21 protein-coding genes are annotated in these 23,957 nt (G+C 68.1%); 16 read left to right on the top strand and 5 right to left on the bottom strand.

Annotation, left to right across the window (positions count from 1 at the left end):
• Positions 1-113: 113 nt before the first annotated feature.
• The 4 genes from tsaB (at position 114) to ACN5W5_RS07395 (ending at position 3,615) form a co-directional block, all read left to right on the top strand.
• Positions 114-932 carry a tRNA (adenosine(37)-N6)-threonylcarbamoyltransferase complex dimerization subunit type 1 TsaB gene (gene tsaB / locus ACN5W5_RS07410; protein ID WP_420048174.1) on the top strand — a complete coding sequence of 273 codons (819 nt, stop codon included), beginning with the start codon at positions 114-116 and terminating at the stop codon, positions 930-932.
• Positions 933-943: 11 nt separating this feature from the next.
• A complete protein-coding gene (gene rimI, locus ACN5W5_RS07405) occupies positions 944-1,582 on the top strand; it encodes a ribosomal protein S18-alanine N-acetyltransferase (protein ID WP_420047885.1) in 639 nt (212 codons plus the stop codon).
• Between the two features lie 207 nt (positions 1,583-1,789).
• A complete protein-coding gene (locus tag ACN5W5_RS07400; RefSeq protein ID WP_420048173.1) occupies positions 1,790-2,626 on the top strand; it encodes a uracil-DNA glycosylase in 837 nt (278 codons plus the stop codon).
• Between the two features lie 137 nt (positions 2,627-2,763).
• Positions 2,764-3,615 (top strand): PEP-CTERM/exosortase system-associated acyltransferase, encoded by an 852-nt coding sequence (locus tag ACN5W5_RS07395; RefSeq protein ID WP_420047884.1) that lies wholly within the window; start codon positions 2,764-2,766, stop codon positions 3,613-3,615.
• 18 nt (positions 3,616-3,633) lie between these two features.
• On the opposite strand, the gene ACN5W5_RS07390 is transcribed toward ACN5W5_RS07395, so the two are convergent.
• A complete protein-coding gene (locus ACN5W5_RS07390; protein WP_420047883.1) occupies positions 3,634-4,530 on the bottom strand; it encodes a DMT family transporter in 897 nt (298 codons plus the stop codon).
• A 64-nt stretch (positions 4,531-4,594) separates the two neighbouring features.
• Here ACN5W5_RS07390 and pyrF point away from each other — a divergent pair, with 64 nt between their 5' ends.
• From pyrF to ACN5W5_RS07375, 3 genes are all read left to right on the top strand, one after another.
• Entirely contained in the window at positions 4,595-5,434 is an 840-nt protein-coding gene (gene pyrF, locus ACN5W5_RS07385; protein WP_420047882.1) for an orotidine-5'-phosphate decarboxylase, read from the top strand.
• An 88-nt stretch (positions 5,435-5,522) separates the two neighbouring features.
• Positions 5,523-6,242: a glutathione S-transferase family protein gene (locus ACN5W5_RS07380; RefSeq protein WP_420047881.1), complete on the top strand. Its 720-nt coding sequence runs from the start codon at positions 5,523-5,525 to the stop codon at positions 6,240-6,242.
• A complete protein-coding gene (locus ACN5W5_RS07375; RefSeq protein WP_420047880.1) occupies positions 6,239-6,856 on the top strand; it encodes a glutathione S-transferase family protein in 618 nt (205 codons plus the stop codon). The genes ACN5W5_RS07380 and ACN5W5_RS07375 overlap by 4 nt, the downstream gene beginning before the upstream one ends.
• 175 nt (positions 6,857-7,031) lie before the next feature.
• Here the strand turns inward: ACN5W5_RS07375 and ACN5W5_RS07370 are convergent, their stop codons facing one another.
• Positions 7,032-7,778: a helix-turn-helix transcriptional regulator gene (locus tag ACN5W5_RS07370; protein WP_420047879.1), complete on the bottom strand. Its 747-nt coding sequence runs from the start codon at positions 7,776-7,778 to the stop codon at positions 7,032-7,034.
• 219 nt (positions 7,779-7,997) lie between these two features.
• Between ACN5W5_RS07370 and iaaH the strand changes: the two genes are divergently transcribed.
• Genes iaaH through ACN5W5_RS07345 form a run of 5 tightly spaced genes read left to right on the top strand, consistent with a single transcriptional unit; the run spans position 7,998 to position 13,926 of the window.
• Positions 7,998-9,401, top strand: coding sequence for an indoleacetamide hydrolase (iaaH, locus tag ACN5W5_RS07365; RefSeq protein WP_420047878.1), 1,404 nt, complete (start codon positions 7,998-8,000; stop codon positions 9,399-9,401).
• Positions 9,402-9,445: 44 nt separating this feature from the next.
• The gene (locus tag ACN5W5_RS07360; RefSeq protein ID WP_420047877.1) at positions 9,446-10,594 is read left to right on the top strand and encodes a substrate-binding domain-containing protein; all 1,149 of its coding nucleotides are present in this window, start codon (positions 9,446-9,448) and stop codon (positions 10,592-10,594) included.
• A gap of 8 nt (positions 10,595-10,602) precedes the next feature.
• The gene (locus ACN5W5_RS07355) at positions 10,603-11,457 is read left to right on the top strand and encodes a branched-chain amino acid ABC transporter permease (protein WP_420047876.1); all 855 of its coding nucleotides are present in this window, start codon (positions 10,603-10,605) and stop codon (positions 11,455-11,457) included.
• On the top strand, positions 11,435-13,234 hold the full coding sequence (locus tag ACN5W5_RS07350; RefSeq protein ID WP_420047875.1) for an ABC transporter permease subunit: 1,800 nt from the start codon (positions 11,435-11,437) through the stop codon (positions 13,232-13,234). Before ACN5W5_RS07355 ends, ACN5W5_RS07350 begins: the two co-directional genes overlap by 23 nt.
• Entirely contained in the window at positions 13,231-13,926 is a 696-nt protein-coding gene (locus ACN5W5_RS07345) for an ABC transporter ATP-binding protein (protein WP_420047874.1), read from the top strand. Before ACN5W5_RS07350 ends, ACN5W5_RS07345 begins: the two co-directional genes overlap by 4 nt.
• Before the next feature lie 40 nt (positions 13,927-13,966).
• Here the strand turns inward: ACN5W5_RS07345 and ACN5W5_RS07340 are convergent, their stop codons facing one another.
• Positions 13,967-14,440, bottom strand: coding sequence for a tripartite tricarboxylate transporter substrate-binding protein (locus ACN5W5_RS07340; protein ID WP_420048172.1), 474 nt, complete (start codon positions 14,438-14,440; stop codon positions 13,967-13,969).
• A gap of 142 nt (positions 14,441-14,582) precedes the next feature.
• Complete coding sequence (locus ACN5W5_RS07335) at positions 14,583-16,121, bottom strand: CHAD domain-containing protein (protein ID WP_420047873.1); 1,539 nt, start codon at positions 16,119-16,121, stop codon at positions 14,583-14,585.
• A gap of 89 nt (positions 16,122-16,210) precedes the next feature.
• Here ACN5W5_RS07335 and ACN5W5_RS07330 point away from each other — a divergent pair, with 89 nt between their 5' ends.
• Positions 16,211-17,041, top strand: a complete 831-nt coding sequence (locus tag ACN5W5_RS07330; RefSeq protein WP_420047872.1) for a MipA/OmpV family protein — start codon at positions 16,211-16,213, stop codon at positions 17,039-17,041.
• Between the two features lie 198 nt (positions 17,042-17,239).
• Here the strand turns inward: ACN5W5_RS07330 and uvrA are convergent, their stop codons facing one another.
• On the bottom strand, positions 17,240-20,230 hold the full coding sequence (gene uvrA, locus ACN5W5_RS07325) for an excinuclease ABC subunit UvrA (protein ID WP_420048171.1): 2,991 nt from the start codon (positions 20,228-20,230) through the stop codon (positions 17,240-17,242).
• Positions 20,231-20,521: 291 nt separating this feature from the next.
• Here uvrA and ACN5W5_RS07320 point away from each other — a divergent pair, with 291 nt between their 5' ends.
• The 3 genes from ACN5W5_RS07320 (at position 20,522) to ACN5W5_RS07310 (ending at position 23,934) form a co-directional block, all read left to right on the top strand.
• Positions 20,522-21,202 carry a hypothetical protein gene (locus tag ACN5W5_RS07320; RefSeq protein WP_420047871.1) on the top strand — a complete coding sequence of 227 codons (681 nt, stop codon included), beginning with the start codon at positions 20,522-20,524 and terminating at the stop codon, positions 21,200-21,202.
• The gene (locus tag ACN5W5_RS07315; RefSeq protein ID WP_420047870.1) at positions 21,199-22,533 is read left to right on the top strand and encodes a (Fe-S)-binding protein; all 1,335 of its coding nucleotides are present in this window, start codon (positions 21,199-21,201) and stop codon (positions 22,531-22,533) included. Before ACN5W5_RS07320 ends, ACN5W5_RS07315 begins: the two co-directional genes overlap by 4 nt.
• Positions 22,534-22,743: 210 nt before the next feature.
• A complete protein-coding gene (locus tag ACN5W5_RS07310; RefSeq protein WP_420047869.1) occupies positions 22,744-23,934 on the top strand; it encodes an MFS transporter in 1,191 nt (396 codons plus the stop codon).
• Positions 23,935-23,957 lie beyond the last annotated feature (23 nt).

Raw genomic sequence — 23,957 nt, 5'->3', positions numbered from 1 at the left:
GCGCAACAGCGCCATTGCTCACGACTTGGTGGATGTCCCGACGAACGCGGCCCCGGATGTGGCTCGCCGATAATGGCCGGATGCCTTCTGCCGCTTCCCCTGCCTCTCCCCCGCTGCGCCTGCTGGCCATCGAAACCAGCACCGACACCCTCTCGGTGGCGGTGGGTGGTGGCGCGCCGGGTGAGGCGCCGTGGCAGCACACCGGACCGGGTGCTGCGCAAGCCTCGGCGACGTTGTTGCCGGTGGTGCAGTCGCTGCTGGCGCAGGCCGGGTGGACGCTGCCGGAACTGGACGCGCTGGTGTTTGCGCGCGGTCCCGGGTCGTTCACCGGCTTGCGCACCGCGTGTGCCGTCGCCCAGGGGCTGGCCTACGGCGCCCAGGGTGCGGGGCGCGAAGGCGGTGTGCCGGTCCTGCCGGTCGATACCTTGCTGGCGCTGGCCGAAGAAGCCCGCCACCAGCGGGCGCTGGCCGGGCAGGCGCCTTCCCGCGTGATCGCGGCCCTGCTCGATGCCCGCATGGACGAGATGTATGTGGCGCTCTACGCCTGCGGCCCGCTGGGGCTGGATCCGGTGCCCCTGCAGCCGCCGCGCCTGTGCGCGCCGGCCGATCTGGGGGAGTGGCTGCAGCAAGGCTTGCCGCAGGCGTTGACGCCCGACGACTGCCTGCTGGCCGGCAATGTGTTTCCCAGCTACGGCGTGCAGTTCAGCGACCTGGCCGGCGAGCGCCAGACCGCCCTGCCCACGGCCGCAGCCCTGCTGCGGCTGGCGCCAGCGCTGCTCGCTGCCGGGTGTGCGGTGGCGGCGCACGAGGCGCTGCCGCTCTACGTGCGCGACAAGGTGGCGCAGACCACGGCCGAGCGCGAACGCCTGCGGCTGGAGCAGCTGGTGCGCCTGTCCGCGCCCGTGTCGGCGGTGACGCCGCTGGACGCCTGAGAGGCCGACCGATGGCGAACACGAACCGGTCTGTCGAGGCTTCTTCCGCCAGCGCGCCGAAGGTGCCGGTGTGGTCTGCGGGCGACTGGCCGCAGACCGGCGCCAGCGCGCGCCCCGCACCGGCCGCGGAGCGGCGCATCGCCTTCGAGCCGGTGACCGCTGCCGACCTGGACGCAGTGTGTGAGGTGGAAAAATCCGCCTACACCCACCCCTGGACACACAAACACTTTGCCGATTCGCTGGCCTCGGGTTATCCGGCGGTGATGCTGCTGGGCGAGGCCCTGCCGGGCGAGGCGGTGCATCCCCGGCGGGCCGATGGCCGCGCACTGCTCGGCTACCTGGTGGCGATGCCCGGCGTGGACGAGGTGCACCTGCTCAACATCACCGTGGCCCCGGCGCACCAGCGCCAGGGCTGGGCGCGTTTCATGCTCGACGCGCTGGTGCTGTGGTCGCGCAGCCAGGGGGCGCAGTGGCTGTGGCTGGAGGTGCGCGCCAGCAACGCACCGGCACGCGCCCTGTACGAAGGCTATGGCTTCCAGCAGGTGGGCGTGCGCCGCGGCTATTACCCGGCCAGCCATTTCCAGCGCGAAGACGCGGTGGTCATGAGCCTGAACCTGGTGGCGCTGGCGAGTGGCGGGAGAGCGGCATGAGCGCCGCCCGGCCGTTCCGAAGGCGCTCAGCCCCGCAGTGCGCAGTGCGGAGGGTGGTCCAATGAGCGCAGCGCCGGGCGCTGCCAAGCAAGCTCGCAACGCAGCCCGCAGGGCGAAGGTACCCCAGTGAACGACGCCACGACCCACGACACCGCCGACCAGCCCGACACCTCGTTCGTGCCGCAGCTCGACGCGCGCCAGCGCGCCATGCTGGCCGAGATGGGGGTGCGCGTCTGGGCACCCCGGCCGCCCGTGGCCGCGCAGGTCACAGCGCCCGTGGCGGCCGAAGTGCCACCCGCTGCGGTGGCGCGCACTCCCGCACCTTCGTCAGTGCCAGCACCCGCCGCACCCGCCACGCGGCCCGCACCGGTGCGGGCGCCGATGAACGAAGCGGTGGTGGCCGCACCCCAGCCGGTTGCCGCACCGGTCCGACTTCGCCCGGCGGGTGTGGACACCATGGACTGGCCGGCGCTGCAAGCCGCCGTCGCGGGCTGCGAAGCCTGTGGCCTGTGCCGCAGCCGCCAGAACACCGTGTTTGGCGTGGGTGATCGCCAGGCCGACTGGATGGTGATCGGTGAGGCGCCGGGCGAAAACGAAGACCTTCAGGGCGAACCCTTCGTGGGCGTGGCTGGTCAGTTGCTCGACAACATGCTGCGCGCCATCGGCCGCAGCCGCACCGGCAGTGGCGCGCAGGCCGCCTACATCGCCAACGTGCTCAAGTGCCGCCCGCCCGCCAACCGCAACCCGCTGCCCGAAGAAGTGGCGCAATGCGAGCCCTACCTGGCGCGCCAGGTGGCGCTGGTCCAGCCGAAGATCATCCTCGCCATGGGGCGCTTCGCTGTGCAGTCGCTGTTGCAGACCAGCGAACCCATCGGCAAGCTGCGCGGGCAGGTGCACCGCTACCAGGGTGTGCCGGTCATCGTGACCTACCACCCGGCCTACCTGCTGCGCACACCCGGCGACAAGGCCAAGGCCTGGGCCGACCTGTGCTTGGCGCTGGAGACGGCCGCCGCCGCATCACCCGATCGCTCCGCGGCTAACTGACGCGCCAAGGACGGGTATGGGGGCGCTTGGAGCCCATGACCGGTCCCTGTCAAATCTGACGCCGTTTGGCGCCGTTCGCCCGGCGCCCGAGGCAACACTGACCCGCCCGCTTGAGGGTGTCATTCCGTGTTGCCACCATGAAAACCCCATCCCTGTCCGTAACGGCCCCGTCGGACCCTGCGCTGCAACGCCCGCCCGCTGAGGCTGAACCGTCGAACCCGGTCCTGCCAGCGGCGGCCCCAGCCACTTTCGGCATCGCCGAGGCCTTCATGCAGCACCTGCAACCGCAGATCGCCCGCAGCGAACTCCAGCGCCGGGAGATTTACCGTCTGCGGCACCGGGTGTATTGCGAAGAGCTGCGCTACGAGGCTCTGCATCCCCTGCGCGAAGAGCGCGATCCGTTTGATGCCCAGGCCATTCACTGCGCGGTGCGCCACCGCCGCTCGGGCGTGCTGGCCGGCACGGTGCGGCTGGTGGGCAAACGCGGAGCCCACGACCGCCTGCCACTGGAGACCCACTGTGCCCAGGCACTGAGCCACCCCAGCCTGCAGCCACACCACTTTGCTCCGCACGAAGTCTGCGAGATCTCGCGCCTGGCGGTGCCCGCGGTGTTCCGCAAACAGTCCGCTGACGCCGCCGAAGGCGCCATCGTGGCCGGTGGGTTCTCAGAACAGGAACTGCGCAGCTTTCCAGCCATTGCCGTCGGCCTGTACATGGCGGCGATCGCCCTGTCGCACGAGACGCAGCGCCACCACGTGTTCGTGATGATGGAGCCCCGGCTGGCGCGCGGGCTGGCTTTTGTGGGGATCCGATTCCGGGCCCTGGGCGAGGCCATCGAATACCACGGCAAGCGCGGTGCCTACTACATCGACACCCGGCAGCTGCCGTCGCAGCTGGCGCCCGCCTACCTGGATCTGCTGCAGGTCATCGCTGGCGAGCTTTTCCCCCGGCCGCTGACGGCCACGCATCCCGCGGCGGCGTGGCCCTGACCGGTGTAACTGCCGATCTCAGCCGAGGGCCGGGCTCGCTGGTCGGGCCGGCCACAACACCGTCGCAATCGCCAGCATCACCAGCACCACCGCGGCCCAGTCCTGCCAGTGCAGCACCTCGCCCAGCCACCAGGCGCCGCTGAACACGCCCAGCACCGGAATGAACATCACCGAAAGCGTGGAGGCGATGGGTGGCAGGTCGCGCGCCAGCATCAGCCAGACCACCTGGGCAAACGCAAACACGCCGATGGCGTTGTAGACGATGGTGGCCCAGATGGGTGCCGAGGGCAGGGTCCATGCGTCGCGCTCGAAGACCACGGCCAGCAGCGTCATCCACAGCGCGGTGGCGACGGTCATCCAGAACGAGATCGCCAGTGTCGGGTGTGCGATACGGGTGCGGCGCATCAGCTGCGTGCCCAGCGCCCAGGTGGCCGCCGCCACCAGCATCATGAACACCCCCAGCGGCCGGCCCGACAGGGTGCTGACTTCGTGCCAGAGCAGCAACACCACGCCCAGCGCCGCAGCGGCCACGCCAAACCAGGCACGGCCCGCCAGCCGCTGGCCGAACCAGGCCGCACCGAGCAGTGCGGAAAACACCGGCATCGTGTAGCCGAGGATCGCCGCCCGGCCGCTGGAGAGCGACTGGATCGCCAGGATCGCCAGCGTGTGCCAGAAGAACATGTTGGTGACCGCGAGCACGGCCAGCTCGCGCCAGTGTTCTCGGTGAATGCGGAACGGCACCTTGCGCCACACCAGAAACAAGCCCAGCACCGGCAGGCCCAGCCACATGCAGAGGCTGCGGAAGCTGAGCGGCGGAAAGCCGGTCACACCGATCTTCATGATCGGCCAGTTGAGGCCCCAGACCAGGGTGAGCAGGACGAGCAGGGCGAGTTGCTGGCGGGACAGGGCGTGCATCGGTCCGATCTTAGGGGGCTTTCCAATGGCCGCCTGTCGCCGGGTGCCACCTTAAAATTGGGCCATGACCTTTCTCGACATGCTCGGCGCGGCAGAGCGCCAGAACCAGTCCCTGCTCTGCGTCGGCCTGGACCCGGACCCGGCGAAGTTTCCTGCCCACCTCAGGGGCGATGCCTCGCGCATCTACGATTTCTGCGCCGCGATCGTCGAGGCCACGGCCGACACCGTGATCGCCTTCAAGCCGCAGATCGCCTATTTCGCCGCCCACCGTGCCGAAGACCAGCTCGAACGCTTGATGGCCCACATGCGCGCGGTGGCGCCGCAGGTGCCGGTGATCCTGGACGCCAAGCGCGGCGACATCGGCAGCACCGCCGAGCAATACGCCATCGAGGCCTTCGAGCGCTACGGCGCCGACGCCGTAACGCTCTCGCCCTTCATGGGCTTTGACTCGGTGCAGCCCTACCTGAAGTACCACGGCAAGGGCGCGTTCCTGCTCTGCCGCACCTCCAACCCCGGCGGCGACGATCTGCAGAACCAGCGCCTGGCCTCGGTGGACGGCCAGCCCTTGCTGTACGAACACGTGGCCCGGCTCGCGCAAGGGCCGTGGAACCTGAACGGCCAGCTCGGCCTGGTCGTGGGCGCCACCTACCCCGCAGAAATCGAGCGCGTGCGTGAACTGGCTCCCACGCTGCCGCTGCTGATTCCCGGTGTGGGCGCGCAGGGCGGTGACGCTGTGGCCACCGTTCGCGCCGGTTACCGCCGGCAGGGTGACGCGACCACCGGACCGGTCATCGTCAACAGTTCACGCGCCATCCTCTACGCGTCCAGCGGTGAAGATTTTGCCGCCGCCGCGCGCAGCGAGGCCCTGCGCACGCGCAACGTGCTGGAAGCCGCCCGGGGCTGAGCGTCTCCGGCGCACCTGCCCGCAGGCGACAGCTGGCGGGTGCCCGCCTGTCTACCATGCGGCTTTCATTGCAACGGGACGCTGCCGCATGATCGACCTCTATACAGCCGCCACGCCCAATGGGCACAAAGTGTCCATCGCGCTCGAAGAGCTGGGCCTGCCCTACACGCTGAAGGTGCTGGACCTCACGGCCGGGGAGCAGAAGACGCCCGACTTTCTGGCCATCAACCCCAACGGCCGCATCCCGGCCATCGTCGACCACGAAGCCGACGATTTTGCGGTGTTCGAGTCGGGCGCCTGCCTGATCTACCTGGCCGAAAAGACCGGCCGCCTCATGCCCACGGACGCCAGGGGCCGCTCGCGCGTGATCCAGTGGCTGATGTTCCAGATGGGCGGCATCGGGCCCATGATGGGCCAGGCCAATGTGTTCTTCCGCTACTTTCCCGAGAAGATCCCGGCCGTGATCGACCGTTATCAGGGCGAGAGCAAACGCCTGTTCCGCGTGCTCGACGGCCAGCTGAAAGACCACGAATACCTGGCCGGCGACTACTCCATCGCCGACATCGCCAACTGGGCCTGGGTGCGCACGCACCGCTGGTCGGGTGTGGAGATGGACGACCTGCCGCACCTCAAACGCTGGCGCGATGCGATCCGGGCGCGCCCCGCGGTGGCGCGCGGCATCGAAATGCCACCATCGAAGGTGGACCTCACGCGCGACGGCGACGCGGGTGCGCAAAAGTTCGCCGAAGAGGCACGCAGCATGGTCGAGACCGGCCAGAGCCTGAAGCCGGGTGGAGGCGCCGCATGAAGCTCTACGTCGCATCCCGCGCGCCCAGCCCGCGGCGCGTGCTCATGTTCCTGGTGGAGAAAGGCATCAACGGCCTGGACCTCGTCGACGTGGACCTGAACGCGCTCGAGCACAAAGGCGATGCCTACCGCGCCAAAAGCCCGCTGGCCCGCGTGCCCGCGCTGGAGCTCGACGACGGCCGCGTGCTCACCGAAACACGCGCCATCTGCACCTACCTGGAGGGCCGCCACCCAGAGCCCAACCTGATGGGCGTGGACGCCACCGAGCGCGCCTTCATCGAAATGGCCGACCGCCGCGTGGAGTGGTATTTGTTGCTGCCCATCGCCAACTGCGTGCGCCACACCCACCCGGGGCTGGCGCCGCTGGAGCAGCCGCAGTTTCCCGAGTTCGGCCGCTCGCAGGGCGAGAAACTGCGCGAGACCGCGGCCTGGCTGGACGGCGAACTGCAGCGCCAGCCCTGGGTGGCCGGCGAGCGTTTCACCATCGCGGACATCACGGCCTTCTGCGCGCTGGAGTTCGCGAAGCTGATGCGTTTCAACGCGGGTCAACAGGGCTTTGCCGCGCTGCAGGCCTGGCGCGACAAAGTGGCCGAGCGGCCCAGCGCCAAGGCCTAGACATCCTCCTCCTCGCCCCCATTGGCGAGCAAGCTCGCCTTCACTCGGCCCGACCTCGACCCGTATCCACGATGCCGACGGGGTCCTGCTGAAGGGAACCACCCCAAAGGGGTTCGGCACCGCTACGGGGCACCCGAACGCTGGGGGCGGTCGCTCAGCAAGCCTCTGCGCTGGTTCAGTGCACCGCCGGGATGTTGTCGACGCTGAGCTCCTGGATGCGGGCGGCCAGCTGTGTGCGGTTCTCGACGTGCAGCTTCTTGAACGCGTTGGACAAGTGAAACCGGACGGTGGGAAAACCGACGCTCATCTCCCTGGCAATCTGCTTGTCCGGGCACCCCACCAGGACCAAGGACGCGACTTCGGCCTCGCGTGCGCTCAGCGACGTCTTGCGCCGCAGCAGGTCCACGAGCTGCTCAGGCGGGGCCGGTGCGAGCGCAGGTTTGCGGGCCTCGCTCAGCCGTGCCATCGCACAGGCGAAAGCGGGCTCCACCAACCGCAGTGCCTCCAGTTCACTGGCGTCGAAATTGCCCCTGCTGCGTTGGCGCCAGATGCGCATGTCCCCGGTGCACACGCCGTCGGCAAACACGTACAGGTTCACGCCCCAGTGCATGCGGTCCTTGGCCAGGAAATCGTTGAAAAACTCGGTACGCACCAGATCCGCCTGGCCCAGAATCTGGGTGGCCAAGGTGGGGTGGCGCCGCTCCATCATCGGAAAGGTCAGCGGGTCAATGAACCGGTAGTACTCGTCCCAGGCACGGAGGTTCTCGATGGAGTGGTTCAGGGACTTCACCCGCTCAAAGCGCCGGCACTCATCGTTCCAGGTGAACGACACATAGGTGTCGGCGTTGAGCAGATCCAGCATCGGCAGCGCCAACTCCGCGCGAAGCACATCGGCATCCTGGGTCTGCGCGAGCAGGCGCATCACCTCACCAAGGGCACGTGTTTGGGATGTGGAGAGGTACATGGGCTTCGATTAGCAAAAACCATGCAGGGCATGGCGCGCACCATCCTAGGGCTGCATCTCTGGACCCGCATTGGTGACTTCCCTAGCGCCATGGAACAGGGTGACCCTATCAATCCTGTGGGGTGACGCTCGCACAGGGGCTACCTACGATGCGCATCAATCGCAATCGGAGAGTCCATGAACCCCACCCAACTCGGCATCCACGAAATCCGCGCCCGCTTTCGCGCGGGCACGCTGACCAGCCTGGCGCTGGCACAGGCGCTGATCGAGCGGACGAACGCCCAACAGGCCCTCAAGGGCTATGCCACTTTCGACGCGGACACCCTGCTGAAGCAGGCTGCGGCGGCCGATGCCCGGATGGCGGCCGGCGAAGACCTGCCCTTGCTGGGCGTGCCCATTGCACTGAAGGACAACATCGACTCGACCGACCATCCCTGCGCCGCCGGCACCAGCAGCCTGCAGGGCTCGGTGCCGGTGGCAGACGCCGAAGTGGTCCGGCGCCTGCGGGCGGCGGGCGCGCTGGTGGCCGGCAAAGCCAGCATGCACGAGCTGGCATTCGGCGTCACGACGGACAACGCCACCACCGGAACGGCGCGCAACCCCTGGAACACCGACCGCATGCCGGGCGGCAGCAGCGGCGGTTGTGGCGTCGTCGTCGCCGCGGGTCTGGTGCCGGCGGCGATCGGCACCGACACCGGGGGATCGGTTCGGGTCCCCTCCGCCCTGTGTGGCCTGGTCGGTCTCAGGCCCACGGCCGGTCGCGTCCCAGGCCGGGGTATTGCGCCGATATCGACCACCCGGGACACCCCCGGACCCATGGCCCGCAGTGTGCAGGACTGCGCGCTGCTGGACGCGGTCCTGACCCAGGGCCCGTCCCCGCTGTTCACGGTGTCGCTCGCAGGCGTTCGGCTGGGCGTGCCCGCCCAGCATTTCTGGGAAGACCTGGACCCCGGCGTCCGGGCGGTGAGCGAAGCCGCCCTCGACAGGCTCCGTGCCGCCGGCGTCGAACTGGTGCCGGTGGACCTGCCCGGCGTGGCCGCCCTGAATGCGTCCACCGGATTCCCCATCGCCCTGCACGAGTTCGTTCGCGACATGCGGGACTACCTCGCGTACGCCGGGCGCGGCATCGGTTTCGATGCGCTGGTGGTGGGCGTCAAGAGTCCCGACGTGCGGGCCATCGTGACCCCCTTGCTGGGCGAAGGTGCCATTTCCGAGGCGGCGTACGGCCAGGCCATGGCGTGCCGACAGCAACTGCAGAACCTGTATGCGCAGGCCTTCCTGAGCGCGGGCGTTCATGCCCTGGTCTTTCCCACGACGCCCGCCCTGGCCGCCCCAGCCGGCGAAAACACGGACGTCGTCCTGAACGGCCAAGCTCAGCCCGTGTTCCCCACCTTCATCCGCAACACCGACCCGGGCAGCAACGCAGGGCTGCCCGGTCTGACTTTGCCCATCGGGTTGAGCGACGGGCTGCCCGTCGGCCTGGCCCTGGATGGCATGCCCGGCAGCGACAGGTTGCTTCTGTCCTTGGGCAGCGCGATCGAACCACTGTTCCCCACGGAAACCGCCCCCTGGATGCGCTGAGCTTTCAGCGTTCCGACACCTCTTTTTTCCACAGGAGCTTCACCATGCAGCGTCGTACCTTCATCACCAGCGCAACCCTCGCAGCGCTAGCCAGCCCCGCTCTGGTCCGGGCCCAGTCCGCGTTGAACGTGGCCGTCATGATTCCCATGAGCGGGCCTGGGGGACTGTTCGGTCCGTCCTCAAAGGCTTGCGCCGAACTCGCGTTCGAGATCATCAACGCCCGAGGCGGCATCCTGGGCAAGAAGATCAACCCCCTGTTCGGTGACGCAGGCCTTCCTCCTGCCGAGGTCACCCAAGCGGCGCTGAAGCTCTGGAAGGGACAGAAAGCCCAGGCGGTCATCGGCATGCACGACAGCGCAGTCCGTGGTGCGCTGGTGGGGCTCTTCAAGGGGCAGGTGCCGTACTTCTACACACCGGTGTATGAAGGTGGCGAATGTGCCAAAGGAACCTACCTCAGCGGGGAAACCCCTCAGCAGCAGCTCGAACCCGTCATCCCATGGATTGCCTCGGAGCGCAAGCCGACCAAGTGGTACATGATCGGCAACGACTACGTCTGGGGTCGCAACACCAACGCAGCAGCACGCGAGTACATCACCAAGACCGGTGCAAAGGTCGTTGGCGACGAGTACCTCCCTTTCACCGTCGACAACTTCGATGCCAGCCTGGCACGCATCCGCGACAGTGGTGCGGATGCCGTTCTGGTGTCTCTGGTCGGTGGTGCTTCGGTCACCTTCAACAAGGCTTTCGCGAGCATGGGCCTGTCGGACAAGGTAATCCGGCTCGGCTCCTTGCTGGAAGAAAACACCCTGGCCGGCATCGGCATCGCCAACGCCAGGAATCTGTACTCCAGCGCGGGTTATTTTGCGAACATCCAGACGCCTGCCGCCAAGGCATTCTCCGATGCGTACTTCAAGAAGTTCGGCCCCCAGGCTCCCACACTGAGCACCTTGGGCGAGTCGGTCTATGAGGGCGCCATGATGCTCGAGACCATCGCCAACCGGGCGAAATCTCTGGACCTCGAGAAGATGGACAAGGCCAGCAATGGCGCCAGCTACAGCGGTCCACGCGGCGACGTGGTCATGGGTGCGCGCCACGTGACGCAGAACATCTATGTCGCGACGGTAGACGACAAGGGGTTCCGTGTGGTCAAGACCTTCTCGGGCGTGGGCTCGGGCCAAACCTGCAAGGTGTGAGCGGCGCCATGGATTCAAGCTGGCTGCTCCATCTCCTCAACCTGTTGTACGAACTGGCAACCCTGGGCCTGACGACGCTGGGCCTGGCGGTGGTGTTCGGATTGCTCGGGGTCATGAACATGGCCCATGGGGAGTTCGTCATGCTGGGAGCGTACGCGGTGGTCACGGTGCAGTCCTGGGGCTGGCCACTGATCACCGCCATGCCCCTGGCGCTGCTGGTTTGCGGTGGCGTGGGCTGGGTGGTGGAGCGCTGGCTGATCCGCCCCCTGTATGCGCGACCGTTCGACACCCTGCTGGCCACCTGGGCCTTGGCCATTCTCATGCGCAAGCTCGTGGAAGCGGTCTACGGCCGCGACTATCGGAACATCGAGAGCACGCTGACCATGCCCGTCGATTTGCTCGGCCTCCAGTATCCGGTGTACCGCCTTTTCCTGCTCGCGCTGACGGCGGCTCTCATGCTGGCGCTGGCGCTCTGGTACCAGCGCAGCTCGATGGGGCTGCGCGTTCGCGCCATGACCGGGAACCCGGCACTGGCCCAGGCCCTGGGGATCGACACCACCCGGCTGGCGTCCCAGACCTTTGTCGTCGGGGTCATGCTGGCCGGCGCCTCGGGCGTGCTGCTGGCACCGCTGGTCCGCATCGAGCCCGGCATTGGCGTCGACTACCTCCTTGATTCGTTCTTTGTACTGGTGGTCGGCGGTCTGGGCACGCTCGGCGGCTTCGGCGGCGGGGTTTCCATCATTGGCGGCACGCAGTCGGTGCTCAGCGCCCTCATCGACCAGACCAGCGGTTACGCCGTGGTGCTCATCCTGTCCATTCTCTTTCTCTGGCTGAAACCCCATGGACTATTCGGAAGACATTGATCCCGGCCTGGCGGCGGCGGAATCCGCCAGCCCGAAGCGGCGACCGCGCCTGAAGGTCTCCGGCCCCGTGCTGCTGGGCCTCGGCTTGTGCGCGCTGCCGTTCCTGACCGACGACTTCACCCGCTACCAGATCGGTTTGTTCCTCATCTACGGCGTGGCGACGCAAGGCGTTGCCCTGTGCTGGGGCCGTCTGGGTTTTCTGCCGCTGGGCAACGCGCTGTTCTTCGGCATGGGCGCCTACCTGGCAGGTGGCAGCCTCAAGGCCGCATCCACCGATGCCCTCTGGTACTGGACGCTGCCCCTGGCATGGGTGCTGCCGTCGGCGCTGGCGTACCTGAGCGCGCGTCTGGTGTTTGCGCGCAGCACCCGCAGCGGCCCGTTCTTTTCGCTGATCACACTGGCTATGACGATGCTGGGCTTCCTGGTGGTGCAGCAATGGAGCTCGGTCACAGGCGGCTTCAATGGCCTGTCTGACATCCCGGAGCCCTTCGGGTTGGACCGTTACACCGACCTTTACGGCGTCATCGCGTTCTGTGCCGTGTGCACCACCGTGCTGCTGAGTGTGCTGGTCCGCCGCCCCCTGGGCACCTTGTGGTCGGCCATCGCCCAGAACGAAGACAGGCTGCAGCTCTTCGGCTACGCCACCGACCGGATCAAGGCGAACGCCTATGCCTTGTCGGCCTTCCTGGCCGCCACGGCGGGGGCGCTGTTCGCCATGCACCAAGGCATCGTCACGCCGCTGTCCATGGGCGTCGTGCTGGCCACGGAATTTGTCATCTGGGCCGCCGTCGGCGGCAAGGCCAGCCCGGTTGGCGCCCTGCTGGGCGCGGTGCTGGTGGGCTATGCCTCGTCCGAACTCCGGGACACCTTCTCCTACTGGGAGGTCCTGGTCGCCCTGCTGTTCCTGGTGGTGGTCCGTTTCCTGCCCGAAGGTCTGTACGGCCTGGTCGGCGGACGGCCGACGCCCACCGATGCCGGCGAGGAGCCCTCCGGCAAGATGCTCGCGCCCCGGGCGCCCGTTGCCTGTGAGCTCGCGCTGTCGTTTCGCAACGTCAGCTCGTCGCAGGGAGGCGTTCGGATCCTCAACGACCTCTCCTTCGGGCTGCAGGGGCCTGGCGTGCGCTGCATCATCGGCCCCAACGGGGCGGGCAAGACCTCGTGCTTCAACGTGCTGACGGGCCGGCTTCCGCTGCGTGCGGGCAGCATTGTCCTGAACGGCAAGGACGTGTCCCGGTTGCCGGCCTGGAAGGTCGCCCGCAGCGGTGTCGGCCGCAAGATGCAGGTGCCATCGGTGTTCCCCGCGCTGAGCGTGGCGCAGAACCTCGACATCGCGCTGTGGGCCGGCCGGCTCTCGGGCCGGGATGCATTGGGCCGCCAGGCGTTGTCGTGGCACACCCCCTTGCTCGACGAGCTGTTGACGCTCTTCCCGGTGCTGCGGCAACAGCTTCATGAACCGGCGGGAAGCCTTTCGCAGGGGCATCGGCAGGCTCTGGAATTCGCGATGACGATGCTGCCCGAACCGCAGCTGGTGCTGCTCGACGAACCCTGTGCGGGGCTCTCCCCGAAGGAGACCCATCAGATGATCGACGCCATCCGCCAGGTCATTGATCAGCTGGGTGTGGGTGCACTGGTCATCGAACACGACATCAGCGCCGTGGAAGCCATCGGCGGTCAGGTCTTTGTGTTCGACCAGGGCGCGCTGTTGTCCGAAGGCACCCTCGAACAGATCCAGAACGACCCTCGGGTCAAGCGCGTGTACGCAGGAGCCCGCAAGTGAGTCAGCCCATGCTCGAATTCAACGGTCTGGTCAGCGGCTATGGCGACACCATGGTGCTGCGCGACGTCGGCGGTGCCGTGGGGCCAGGCGAGGTGCTGGGCATACTGGGGCGCAACGGTGTGGGCAAGACCACGCTGATGAAGACCCTGGCCGGCTTCATCCGGCCCCAGCAGGGTGCCATCACGCTGAACGGCCGCAGCGTGCTGCCCCTCCCACCCCAGAACCGCCTGCGTGCCGGCATGGCGTATGCCCCACAGGAGAACGTTGTTTTTGGTGATCTGTCGGTGCACGAAAACCTCTGGCTGCATCTCGACGACCACGACGAAAGCCGCTATGCGAGCTGCCTGAGTCACTTCCCACGCCTGAGCGAACGCATGGCTCAGCGCTCCGGCTTGCTGAGCGGCGGGGAGCGAAAGCTGCTGTCGTTCACCCGTTCGATCGGCCTGCGCGCACCGCTGACGCTGCTGGACGAGCCCACGGAGGGCGTGCAGCCGGAGAACATCGAGCGCATGGCCGGCGTGGTGCGCACGCAGTGCTCGTCGGGCGCCGCTTTCGTCATCGTGGAGCAGAACCTGGCCTTCCTGCTGTCGGTGGCAACCTCGGTCCTGGTCATGGACCATGGACAAGTCCAGCTCGACAAACCGATCAGTGAGGTTTCCCGTGAGGCGCTCGAGGCCTTTCTGATGGTGTAGCACCGGCCCTGGCGAGCTGTCCCCAGAGCGCCGGACCGACTCACTCCAGCACCATCTTCGTGCGTGCCACGATCGCGCGGTAGCGGGCCACTTCGTGGTCCATCTGTTCGCCCAGGCGCGTGGCGGGCAACCAGGTCGCCTCCAGCGCCAGCTGACCCAGTCGCTGCTGGATGGCCGGCTCGGACACCACCTGCCTGAGCGTCTTCTGCAGGGCCTGGGACACCGCGTCGGGCAGGCCACTCGGGCCAGCCAGCGCATACCACCCTTCGAGCGTGGCTTTGTCCAGCTTCAGGTCGTGATACGACGGCACCTCGGGCAGCAGCGGCGCGCGCTTGGCCTGCACGACCGCCAGTGCATGCTGCTTGCCGCCGCTGATCAGCGACTGCGTCGCCGCCAGGGTGTCGGCACCAAAGGCAACGTCCCCACGCACCAGCCCGACCACCGCGTCCGCGCTCCCCTGGTACGGAATCGCTGTCATCTTCAAGCCTGAAGTCCCCTCGAATTCCTGAGCCAGTCAGAAGTAGAGGTTGGGGAACGTCACGTCAGTCTGGGGGAACTCTCTACCGCCGGGTGATCCCAGGGCACCGTCGGGCCGGCTTTGCCGGGCGGCCAGTGCCGCCCCCTTGAGGGGTCGTGCGCAGCGTGGCGGGGGTGTTTCATATCCGGTCCCAGGCGGCGATGGACCGCAGCAGTTGCCGTTGCACGCCGGGCAGATCGGCCAGGTGCACCGCCGTCAGTTCCTGCAGGCGACCGATCACCTTCTGCCCCGCCGGGGGTGGCGCGTCGGCGAGCAGGACTTGCGCGGTGTGGAGATCGTTCAGGGTGCCGAGCAGTTCCTGAGCGCGTTTGAGCGATGAGCCCCCCCGCCGCTGACGCGGCAACAGGCTGGACAGGAAGGACTGGGCGTAGCGCAGTTTCTTGAGTTCGATGCGCAGCGCGTGCCGCTCGCTGGCCGCTTGACACGCCGCCAGGCGCACCGCGCGCTGCAGGCGGCGGTGCCGCTGCTGCAGGGTGGCGTGTGCCCAATCGGTCAGCGCGGGCTGGCCGGCTCGGGGCGCCTGGCCCTGCAGCGCCAGCAGCGCGCGCACGAAGGCCAGTTGGCCGAGTGCAAAGGCGGGCTCGCCTAGCGCTTGGCGGGCGTGCTGGTTGGCTTCGCGCCGCCTCTGCATGACCCAGCGCGTCAGGGTTTCCGTGCGCGGTCCGTCGCCCAGCAACTGGGGCAGCCAGGTCGTGGCCAGCACGTCCCAGTTGCGCGCGTCGCCAAGTTGCCCGGCCGCAGCCTGCCAATGGGCGCTCCAGTGCGCCGAGAAGCGGCGCGGCAGGAAGGGGCGAAACAGGCGCAGCCCGGTGCGCAGGCGGCGCAGCGCCACCCGCGCCTGGTGGATGTATTCCGGGTCGGGCAGGGGGTCCGCCTCGGGCGTCTGCAGCAGGGCCAGCACGTTGCCTTGCAGCTGGGCCAGACAGGCCAGCGCCGTGGCGCAGAAGGCCTGAACCGGGTCGCCGTCGGCGGGCAGTTGCAGCGGTGCTTCGCGCAAGGGCCCGGGCGGTTGGCCCAGAAACAGGGCCAGACCGCGTTCGGCCTTGCTGCGGTCCGAGGGATAGAGCCAGATGCCCTGCGCGCTCCAGCCCTGGGGCCCGAGGGCCAGCGTGTGGGCCAGTTCGAGCAGGGCATCCACCGGGCCGCTCTTGAGTTCCAGCTCCAGTTCCAGGATCGGTTCCCGGCGGGTGCTGCCGGGGCGGGCGCCGGCCGGCCGGGTGGTGATGCGGCCCTCGTCCAGCGCCACTTCGATGTGCGCGCCGCCCTGGTGGAGCTGCCAGCTGCGGCGCGTGAAGTCGGTGCGGAAAAGGGGCACCAGCCGGGGTCTGAGCCCGGTCAGCGCGGTGGCCAGTGCGGCATCGTCCACCAGGGAGGCAAAGTCCAGTTCGCCGGGTTGTGTCGGACCCTCCCATTCGCCGCGCCGCGACAGACCACCCGCCGACGCGCCCGCGGTCTTGACCGTGAGCAGCGTGCGGCGTCCCACCTGCCGCTCGCGCACCGCGATGCGCTGCTGCATCAGCGCCAGATCGGGGGTGTCGAAATAGGTGTTGAGCAGGCGCTGCCGCTGCGGCTCCTGCGCCGCAAGCAGCGGATGCGCCAGCAGCCGCGGCAGGTCGCGGGAGAACAGCGCGAGTTTGAGTTCGGTTTCCTGTGCCATGTCCGCCAGTTTGCCGCAATGGGGGAAATCCGTGACCCAGTTACATGGGACGGCATTTTTGTGACATTCAGGCTGGCTATGATGCCCGGATGACAACCATATTTTGGCGCCAAGGTCTGGGGATGGTGGCAGCCTGTCTGGGGCTGCAGGCGCACGCCGAGGGACAGCTTGCGATCGGGGGAGCGGCGGGCGATGCCGGGTATCTGGTGGGCGCTTCGGTCGTGTCGGCCAACGGGCACATTGGCAGTGGCGTGACCCGTTACGACATCAAGCCCCTGTGGGCATTCCAGCTGGGGCCGTTCCGTGTGTCGCGATCGCGGGCCAACTCGCTCTTGCGCGCCGGGCGGGAGCAGCTGGAAACCGGCGTGAGCACGGAGTTCGATCTGTTCAGCAACTGGCGGCTGGGTGCGTCGCTGCGCCTGGACAATGGCCGCTCGTTCGACGGTGACCCCGAATTTCAGGGCCTGCCCGATGTGCGGACCACCTTGCGCGGTCGTGTGTCCACTGGGCGTTCCTTCGGTGAACGCTGGAACTGGAGTGTGAGCCTGGATCACGACCTGCTGGACCGCGGAGGCGGCGCCCGGCTGAACACCGGGGTGAACTACCGTTACCCGGTTTCACGGCGGACCAACCTGGACTTTTCGGTGGGCGGGGGCTGGGGTGACGCGCGCTACCTGCGCACGCTCTACGGCATTACGCCCGAGGCCGCCCAGGCGACGGGTCGCGAGCCGTACCGGCTGGGCAGTGGCTGGGAAAACCTGCGCCTGGGCGCCCACTTTGAAACCGCGCTGAGCACCCACTGGGTGGTGTTTGGCGGGCTGGATGTGTCGCGCGTGCTCGGATCGACCGCACGCAGCCCGCTGGTGGGACGCCTCGTCACCCATGGCCTGGGCCTGGGTGTGGCTTACCGCAGCAAGTGATCGAAGCACCCCCCGCGTCGCCTTCGGCGCCACCCCCCTGAAGGGGGGGCGACACTGGCGGCCCGGCGAAGCCGGTTCCGCGGTGTCTCTGGGTTGGCGTTTCCTCGCGCAGAGCGGGCCCCGCTCCGGTTGCCCTGTTTCCTGTGTCTGTCGTGAGGGCACTTCGCGCGGGCGGCTTGCGCGTCTATCGCCTTGCTTTCAGCGCTGCAGCAACCGCGCCAGATACCGCCCGGTGTGGCTTTCGCCGTTGGCGGCCAGGTCTTCGGGTGTGCCCACGCCCACCACGGTGCCGCCGCCCGAGCCCCCTTCGGGGCCCATGTCGATCAGCCAGTCGGCGGTCTTGATGACGTCGAGGTTGTGCTCGATCACGACGATGGTGTTGCCCGCGTCGCGCAGCTGGTGCAGCACCTTGAGCAGCAGCTCGATGTCGGCAAAGTGCAGGCCGGTGGTGGGTTCGTCCAGGATGTAGAGCGTTCGGCCGGTGTCGCGCTTGCTCAGCTCCAGCGCGAGCTTCACGCGCTGCGCCTCGCCGCCCGAAAGCGTGGTCGCGCTCTGGCCGAGCTGGATGTAGGTCAGGCCCACGTCCATCAGCGTCTGCAACTTGCGGTGCAGCGTGGGCACGGCGGTGAAGAAGGCGTGCGCTTTCTCGACCGTCATGTCCAGGATCTGCGCGATGTTCTTGCCTTTGTACTGCACGTCCAGCGTTTCGCGGTTGTAGCGCTGGCCGTGGCAGACCTCGCAGGGCACGTAGACGTCGGGCAGGAAGTGCATCTCCACCTTGACCACGCCGTCGCCCTGGCAGGCCTCGCAGCGGCCACCGGCCACGTTGAAGCTGAAGCGGCCCGGGCCGTAGCCACGCTCTTTCGCGGTGGGCATTTCGGCCATCAGCTCGCGGATGCCGGTGAAGAGGCCGGTGTAGGTGGCCGGGTTGCTGCGCGGCGTGCGGCCGATCGGGCTTTGATCGACGTTGATGACCTTGTCGAAATGTTCGATGCCTTCGATGGCCTCGTGCTCGGCGGGCTCTTCGTGCGAGCGGTAGAGCGTGCGCGAGACGGCGGCGTAGAGCGTGTCGTTCACCAGGGTCGATTTGCCCGAGCCCGAGACGCCGGTCACGCAGGTGAGCAGGCCCACGGGGAAGGCGACGCTCACGCCCTGCAGGTTGTGGCCGGTGGCGTTGACCACGCGGATTTCCTGCAGATCGCCCAGCGTGGCGATGTGCGCCGCTTCGCGCGCGCTGCGGCGTTCGGCCGCCGGGCTGAGCGGAAAGCGCGATTTGATGGGCGCGGCCTTGGCCGCGGCGGCGGCCTTGTTCACCGGCAGCCAGGGCGTGCGCCGCATGGGCACAGCGATCGCGCGCGCACCGCTCAGGTACTGGCCGGTCAATGATCCGGGCGTGGCCATCACTTCGGCGCAGGTGCCCTGTGCCATCACATGGCCGCCGTGCACGCCCGCGCCCGGGCCCATGTCGATCACATGGTCGGCGCTGCGGATCATGTCCTCGTCGTGCTCCACCACCAGCACCGTGTTGCCGAGGTCGCGCAGGTGCTGCAGCGTGGTGATGAGGCGGTCGTTGTCGCGCTGGTGCAGGCCGATGCTGGGCTCGTCGAGCACGTACATCACGCCGGTCAGGCCGCTGCCGATCTGGCTGGCCAGGCGGATGCGCTGCGCTTCGCCGCCACTCAGTGTCTCGGCGCTGCGGTCCAGGCTCAGGTAGTTCAGGCCGACGTCGTTCAGGAACTTCAGGCGCTGGCGGATCTCGTTGATCACGCGCGCGGCGATGTCGCCCTTGGCGCCGGGCAGGTGCAGCGCACTGAAGTAGGCCAGCGATTCGCCGAGGGTGATGTGGCTGATCTTGTAGATCGGTTGCTTCTGCGCGCCTTCGCCGACGAACACATGGCGCGCCTCTTTGCGCAGGCGCGAGCCGCCGCACTCGGGGCAGGGCTGGGTGGCGCGGTAGCGGGCCAGCTCCTCGCGCACGTTGGCGCTGTCGGTCTCGCGGTAGCGGCGTTCGAAGTTGCGGATGATGCCTTCGAAGGGGTGCTTTTTGGTGATCTTCTTGCCCGCGCGTTCGCCCGATTCGAGCGCGTAGCTGAACTTGATCTCTTGTTCGCCCGAGCCGTAGAGCAGCACCTGTTGCACCGCTTCGGGCAGCGATTCCCAGGCCGCATCGGCGCTGAATTTGTAGTGCGCCGCCAGGCTTTCGATCATGGCGAAGTAGTAGCCGTTGCGCCGGTCCCAGCCCTTGATGGCGCCGCTGGCCAGGCTCAGCGTGGGGAAGGCGACCACGCGCTCAGGGTCGAACACCTCCGTGTGGCCCAGGCCGTCGCAGCTGGGGCAGGCGCCCATGGGCGAGTTGAACGAAAACAGGCGCGGCTCCAGCTCGCCCACGGTGTAGCTGCAGACCGGGCAGGCGAACTTGGCGGAGAAACCGTGTTCGGCGCCGCCGTCCATTTCGACCGCGATGGCGCGACCCTCGGCCAACCTGAGTGCGGCCTCGAAGCTCTCGGCCAGGCGCTGCCTTTGTGGATTGGCTCCCTCTTCCTCGGTCGAGCGCACCTTGATGCGGTCGACCACGACGTCGATGTTGTGTTTCTCGGTCTTTTTCAGTGCCGGCAGGGCGTCGTAGTCCAGCACCTCGCCGTTGATCCGGAAGCGCACATAGCCCTGGGCCTGCATGTCGGCGAACAGCTCCAGGAACTCGCCCTTTTTCTCGCGCGCCACCGGCGCCAGGATCATGAGCCGCGTGTCCTGCGGCAGCGCCAGCACGGAGTCCACCATCTGCGCCACGCTCTGCGAGGCCAGCGGCAGGTCGTGCTCGGGGCAGTGCGGCGTGCCGGCGCGCGCGTAGAGCAGGCGCAGGTAGTCGTGGATCTCGGTCACCGTGCCCACGGTGGAGCGCGGGTTGTGGCTGGTGGCCTTCTGCTCGATGGCGATCGCGGGCGACAGGCCTTCGATCAGGTCCACATCGGGCTTGTCCATCAGCTGCAGGAACTGCCGCGCGTAGGCCGAGAGGCTTTCCACGTAGCGGCGCTGGCCTTCGGCGTACAGCGTGTCGAAGGCCAGGCTCGATTTGCCCGAACCCGAGAGCCCGGTGATCACCACCAGCGCGTGCTTGGGGATGTCGAGGTCGATGTTCTTCAGGTTGTGCGTGCGCGCGCCGCGCACCGACAGCACGGCCGCGGTGCGCAGGGCAGCGGCCTGGGCGGGGCTGAGCGGAGCGGGTGGCGTGTCCGGCGCGGGACGGGTCAGCGAGGTCGGGTTCTGGTTCAAGGCGGGGTCACCAGGGCGGGTTTCTGGCGTCAAAAAGGCAACCCGACATGATACGGCGGGACCGCTTCCGGGGTACATCTGCCGCACGCGGGTGGTGTTCAAAGCATGACGGGGCTTACACACCGCGCAGCGGCGCGTGAAGGCACTTGGCTTTTCGGGTGGATTTGGCGTACTGTGCAAACCTTGGTGACAACAACAGGGAGGGTTTCCATGGATTTTCTGGACTGGGTGCGCGGCCCGTTGCTGACGCTGTCGCTTTTCATCTTTGTCGCCGGCGTCGCGTGGCGGTTGTTCGCGCTGTGGCGCCTGCCCCACTTGGTCGCGCCCGGCGCCCCCGAACGCCAGCATTTCGGCACCGGTGCGGCGACGCGCGCTGCGTTCACCCGCATGCTGCCGCGTGGCGGCTTCCACCCCAGCGCCACGCTCGTCACCGTGAACCCTTATGTGTTTCACATCGGGCTCGCGGTGGTGGTTTTTGGCTATGCACCTCACATCGCCTTCATCCACCGCCTGACCGGCCTGTCATGGCCGGCCTTTCCCGATGCCGTGATGTACGCCGCGGCGGCGGCCACCATCGTGTCGCTGCTGATGGCCTTGATGTTCCGCCTGAGCGACCCGGTGCTGAAACGGATCTCGACCGCCAACGACTGGATCACCTGGCTGGTCACGTTCCTGCCTTTCGTCACCGGCATGGCGGTGATCGGCGATCCGTCGTCGACCATCCTGGCGCGTGACCATGTGGTCTACCGGGACCCGCTGGCGGTGCACCTGCTGACGCTGGAGCTGTTGCTGATCTGGTTTCCGTTCGGCAAGCTGATGCATGCGTTCCTGTTCCTGCCGGCGCGCATGCAGCTGGCCACGTTTTTTGGCCGTCGCGGGGTGCGCTCATGATCAACAAAGACGTGTTCCATGGCTTTCTGCAAGCCATCCACCACCTGCCGGAGATGGCTCAGCCCGATGCGCTGACCGACGCCGAACGCCTGGGCCGCGCCAAGGCGGTCATGCTGGCCAAGACCGACCGTGGCCTGGCGCTGGACCTGGAAGCCTGCGTGAACTGTGGCTACTGCTCGGAAGCCTGCCACTTCTACCAGAGCACCCAGGACCCGAAATACAGCCCCAGCCGCAAGCTGGACCTGCTGCGCCGGGTGCACGCGCGCGAAAGTTCGGCTTTTGCGCCGCTCAAGCGGCTGTTCCTGCCCGACATCACCCTCGAACAGCTCAAGGAATGGCAGGAGCTGGTCTACGACGCGTGCACCGAATGTGGGCGCTGCAGCATGATCTGCCCCATGGGCGTCAACACCGCGCGTGGCGTGAACGTGATGCGCGAAGCGCTGTTCGAGGCCGGACTGGCCCCCTTGGAGCTGACGGCGGTCGCGCAGGAGCAGGCCGGCCGGGGCACGGTGTTCGGCGTCGGCCCCGACGAACTCCGGCAGACGGTGGACCTGCTGCGTGCCCAGGGCATCACGATTCCGCTGGACGAACCGCAGGCCGACCTGATGCTCGTGAGCACGGTGATCGACGTGCTGCTGTTTCAGGACGCACTGGCCGCCACGGCGCGCATCCTCAACCACCTGGGCGTGCGCTGGACCTTGCGCAGCGCGGGTTTTGAGGCAGCGAACTTCGGCCTGCTGTCTGGCAGCGAATCGCTGCAGAAGGCCGCCAGCCAGCGCCTGATCGACGAGGCCCTGGCCATCGGGGCCAAAACCGTCATCCTGCCGGAGTGCGGGCACGCCTACCCGGCGCTGCGCTGGGAAGCGCGGCTCGCCAACGGCCAGCCGCTGCCCTTCGAGGTGCTGGCGGCGTCCGAATTCGTGGGGCGGGAAATCACCGCCGGGCGTCTGCAGCTGCAGCCGCCACAGGACCCCAGCCGCAAGATCACCTACCACGACGCCTGCAAGCTGGCCCGGCACGGAGGCGTGGTGGACGAGCCGCGCGCGGCGCTGAAAGCCCTGGGCATGGACCTGCGGGAGACCACGCCCACCGCAGAGCAGAACTGGTGTTGCGGCGGTGGCGCGGGCGTGTTCCTGATCAACCGCGCCGAGGGCCTGCGGCACCAGGCCTGGGGCATCAAGCGCGAGCAGATCGACGCCACGGGGGCCGACACGGTGGTGGTGTCCTGCGGCAGTTGCCGCCTGAACGTGATGGCGGGCGCCGAAGCCGATGCCTGGCCCACCACCATCGAAAGTGTGGTCGAAATGGTGGCCCGGCAGTTGCCGGAATGATATTTCCCGCGCCTTGTTCCGTGACCGCCGGTCCATGTCGGGGCCGACCGACCCCCAGCGTGGGGTGAGGCCTTTGACGCACAATACCGGCTGGCCCCAACACCCCCCGGTATGAGGCAGGCGATCCTGCCTGCCGTGTGCTTCTTGATCGTGTCTTCAACCTCCGCTCCCCCCGTTTCCAGCGATGTTCCAGCCCCCGATGCCCACCGCATGACGGGTGAGGAACGCCGCGCCAGCGGCGCGCTGGCGCTGGTGTTCGCGCTGCGCATGCTGGGCCTGTTCATCGTGTTGCCGGTGTTCGCGCTCGAAGCCGCGCGCCTGCCCGGCGGCGACGACCCGGCGCGGGTGGGTTTCGCCATGGGCCTGTACGGCCTGACGCAGGCGTTCCTGCAGATTCCTTTCGGTATCGCCTCCGATCGTTTTGGCCGCAAGCCCACCATCGTGGCCGGCCTGCTGGTGTTTGCGGCGGGCAGTGCCATCGCGGCCTGGGCGCCCGATCTCACCTGGCTCTCCATCGGCCGCGCGGTGCAGGGCGCGGGCGCCATTTCGGCCGCGGTCACCGCCTTCCTCGCCGACGTGACGCGCGACAGCGTGCGCACCAAGGCCATGGCCATGGTGGGTGCGAGCATCGCGTTGATGTTCGCGCTCTCGCTGGTGATTGCGCCGCTGCTGGCGGGCTGGGTCGGCCTGCCAGGCATCTTCGGCATGACCTGCACGCTGGCCTTGCTGGGCATCGCCGTGGTGCTGTGGGTGGCGCCGCCGGAACCGCGCGTGCACCGGCCGTCCGACATGCAGCAGGTGCGTGGCGGGCTGGGCGAGGTGCTGCGTCACGCCGGCTTGCTGCGCCTGAACCTGGGTGTGTTCATGCTGCACGCGGTGCAGCTCGCCATGTGGATGGCCGTGCCCGCCATGCTGGTGCAGGCCGGGCTGGCCAAGCCGGACCACTGGCAGGTCTACCTGCCGGCGGTGGTGGCTTCGCTGCTGGTCATGGGTGGCGTGCTGTTTCCGATGGAGCGCAAGGGCCGGCTGCGTGCCGCGTTCCTGATCGCCATCGCGCTCATCGGCGTGGTGCAGATCGGCCTGTGGTGGCTGGCGCGCAGCGGCGCGGCGCCGGGCCTGTGGGCGCTGGGGGGCCTGATGTTCGTCTTCTTCATCGGCTTCAACACGCTGGAAGCCAGCCAGCCCAGCCTGGCGTCCCGGCTGGCGCCGGCCCACGCGCGCGGCGCTGCGCTCGGTGTGTACAACACACTGCAGTCGGTGGGTTTCTTCGTGGGGGGCGCAGTCGGCGGCTGGCTGGTGCGCGCGCACGGCGCCAGCGGCCTGTTTGCCGTCTGCGCGCTGGGCACCCTGGTGTGGCTGGTGGCGGCCTGGCCGATGCAGGCGCCAGCGGCCAAACGCTGACGTTCGACGCGCCCATTTGACCT

This window comes from Hydrogenophaga sp. ZJX-1 (genome assembly GCF_048590325.1).
Taxonomy (GTDB): domain Bacteria; phylum Pseudomonadota; class Gammaproteobacteria; order Burkholderiales; family Burkholderiaceae_C; genus Hydrogenophaga.
The sequence above is the reverse complement of the archived record's forward strand: the minus strand, read 5'-3'. Positions and strand labels throughout refer to the sequence as shown.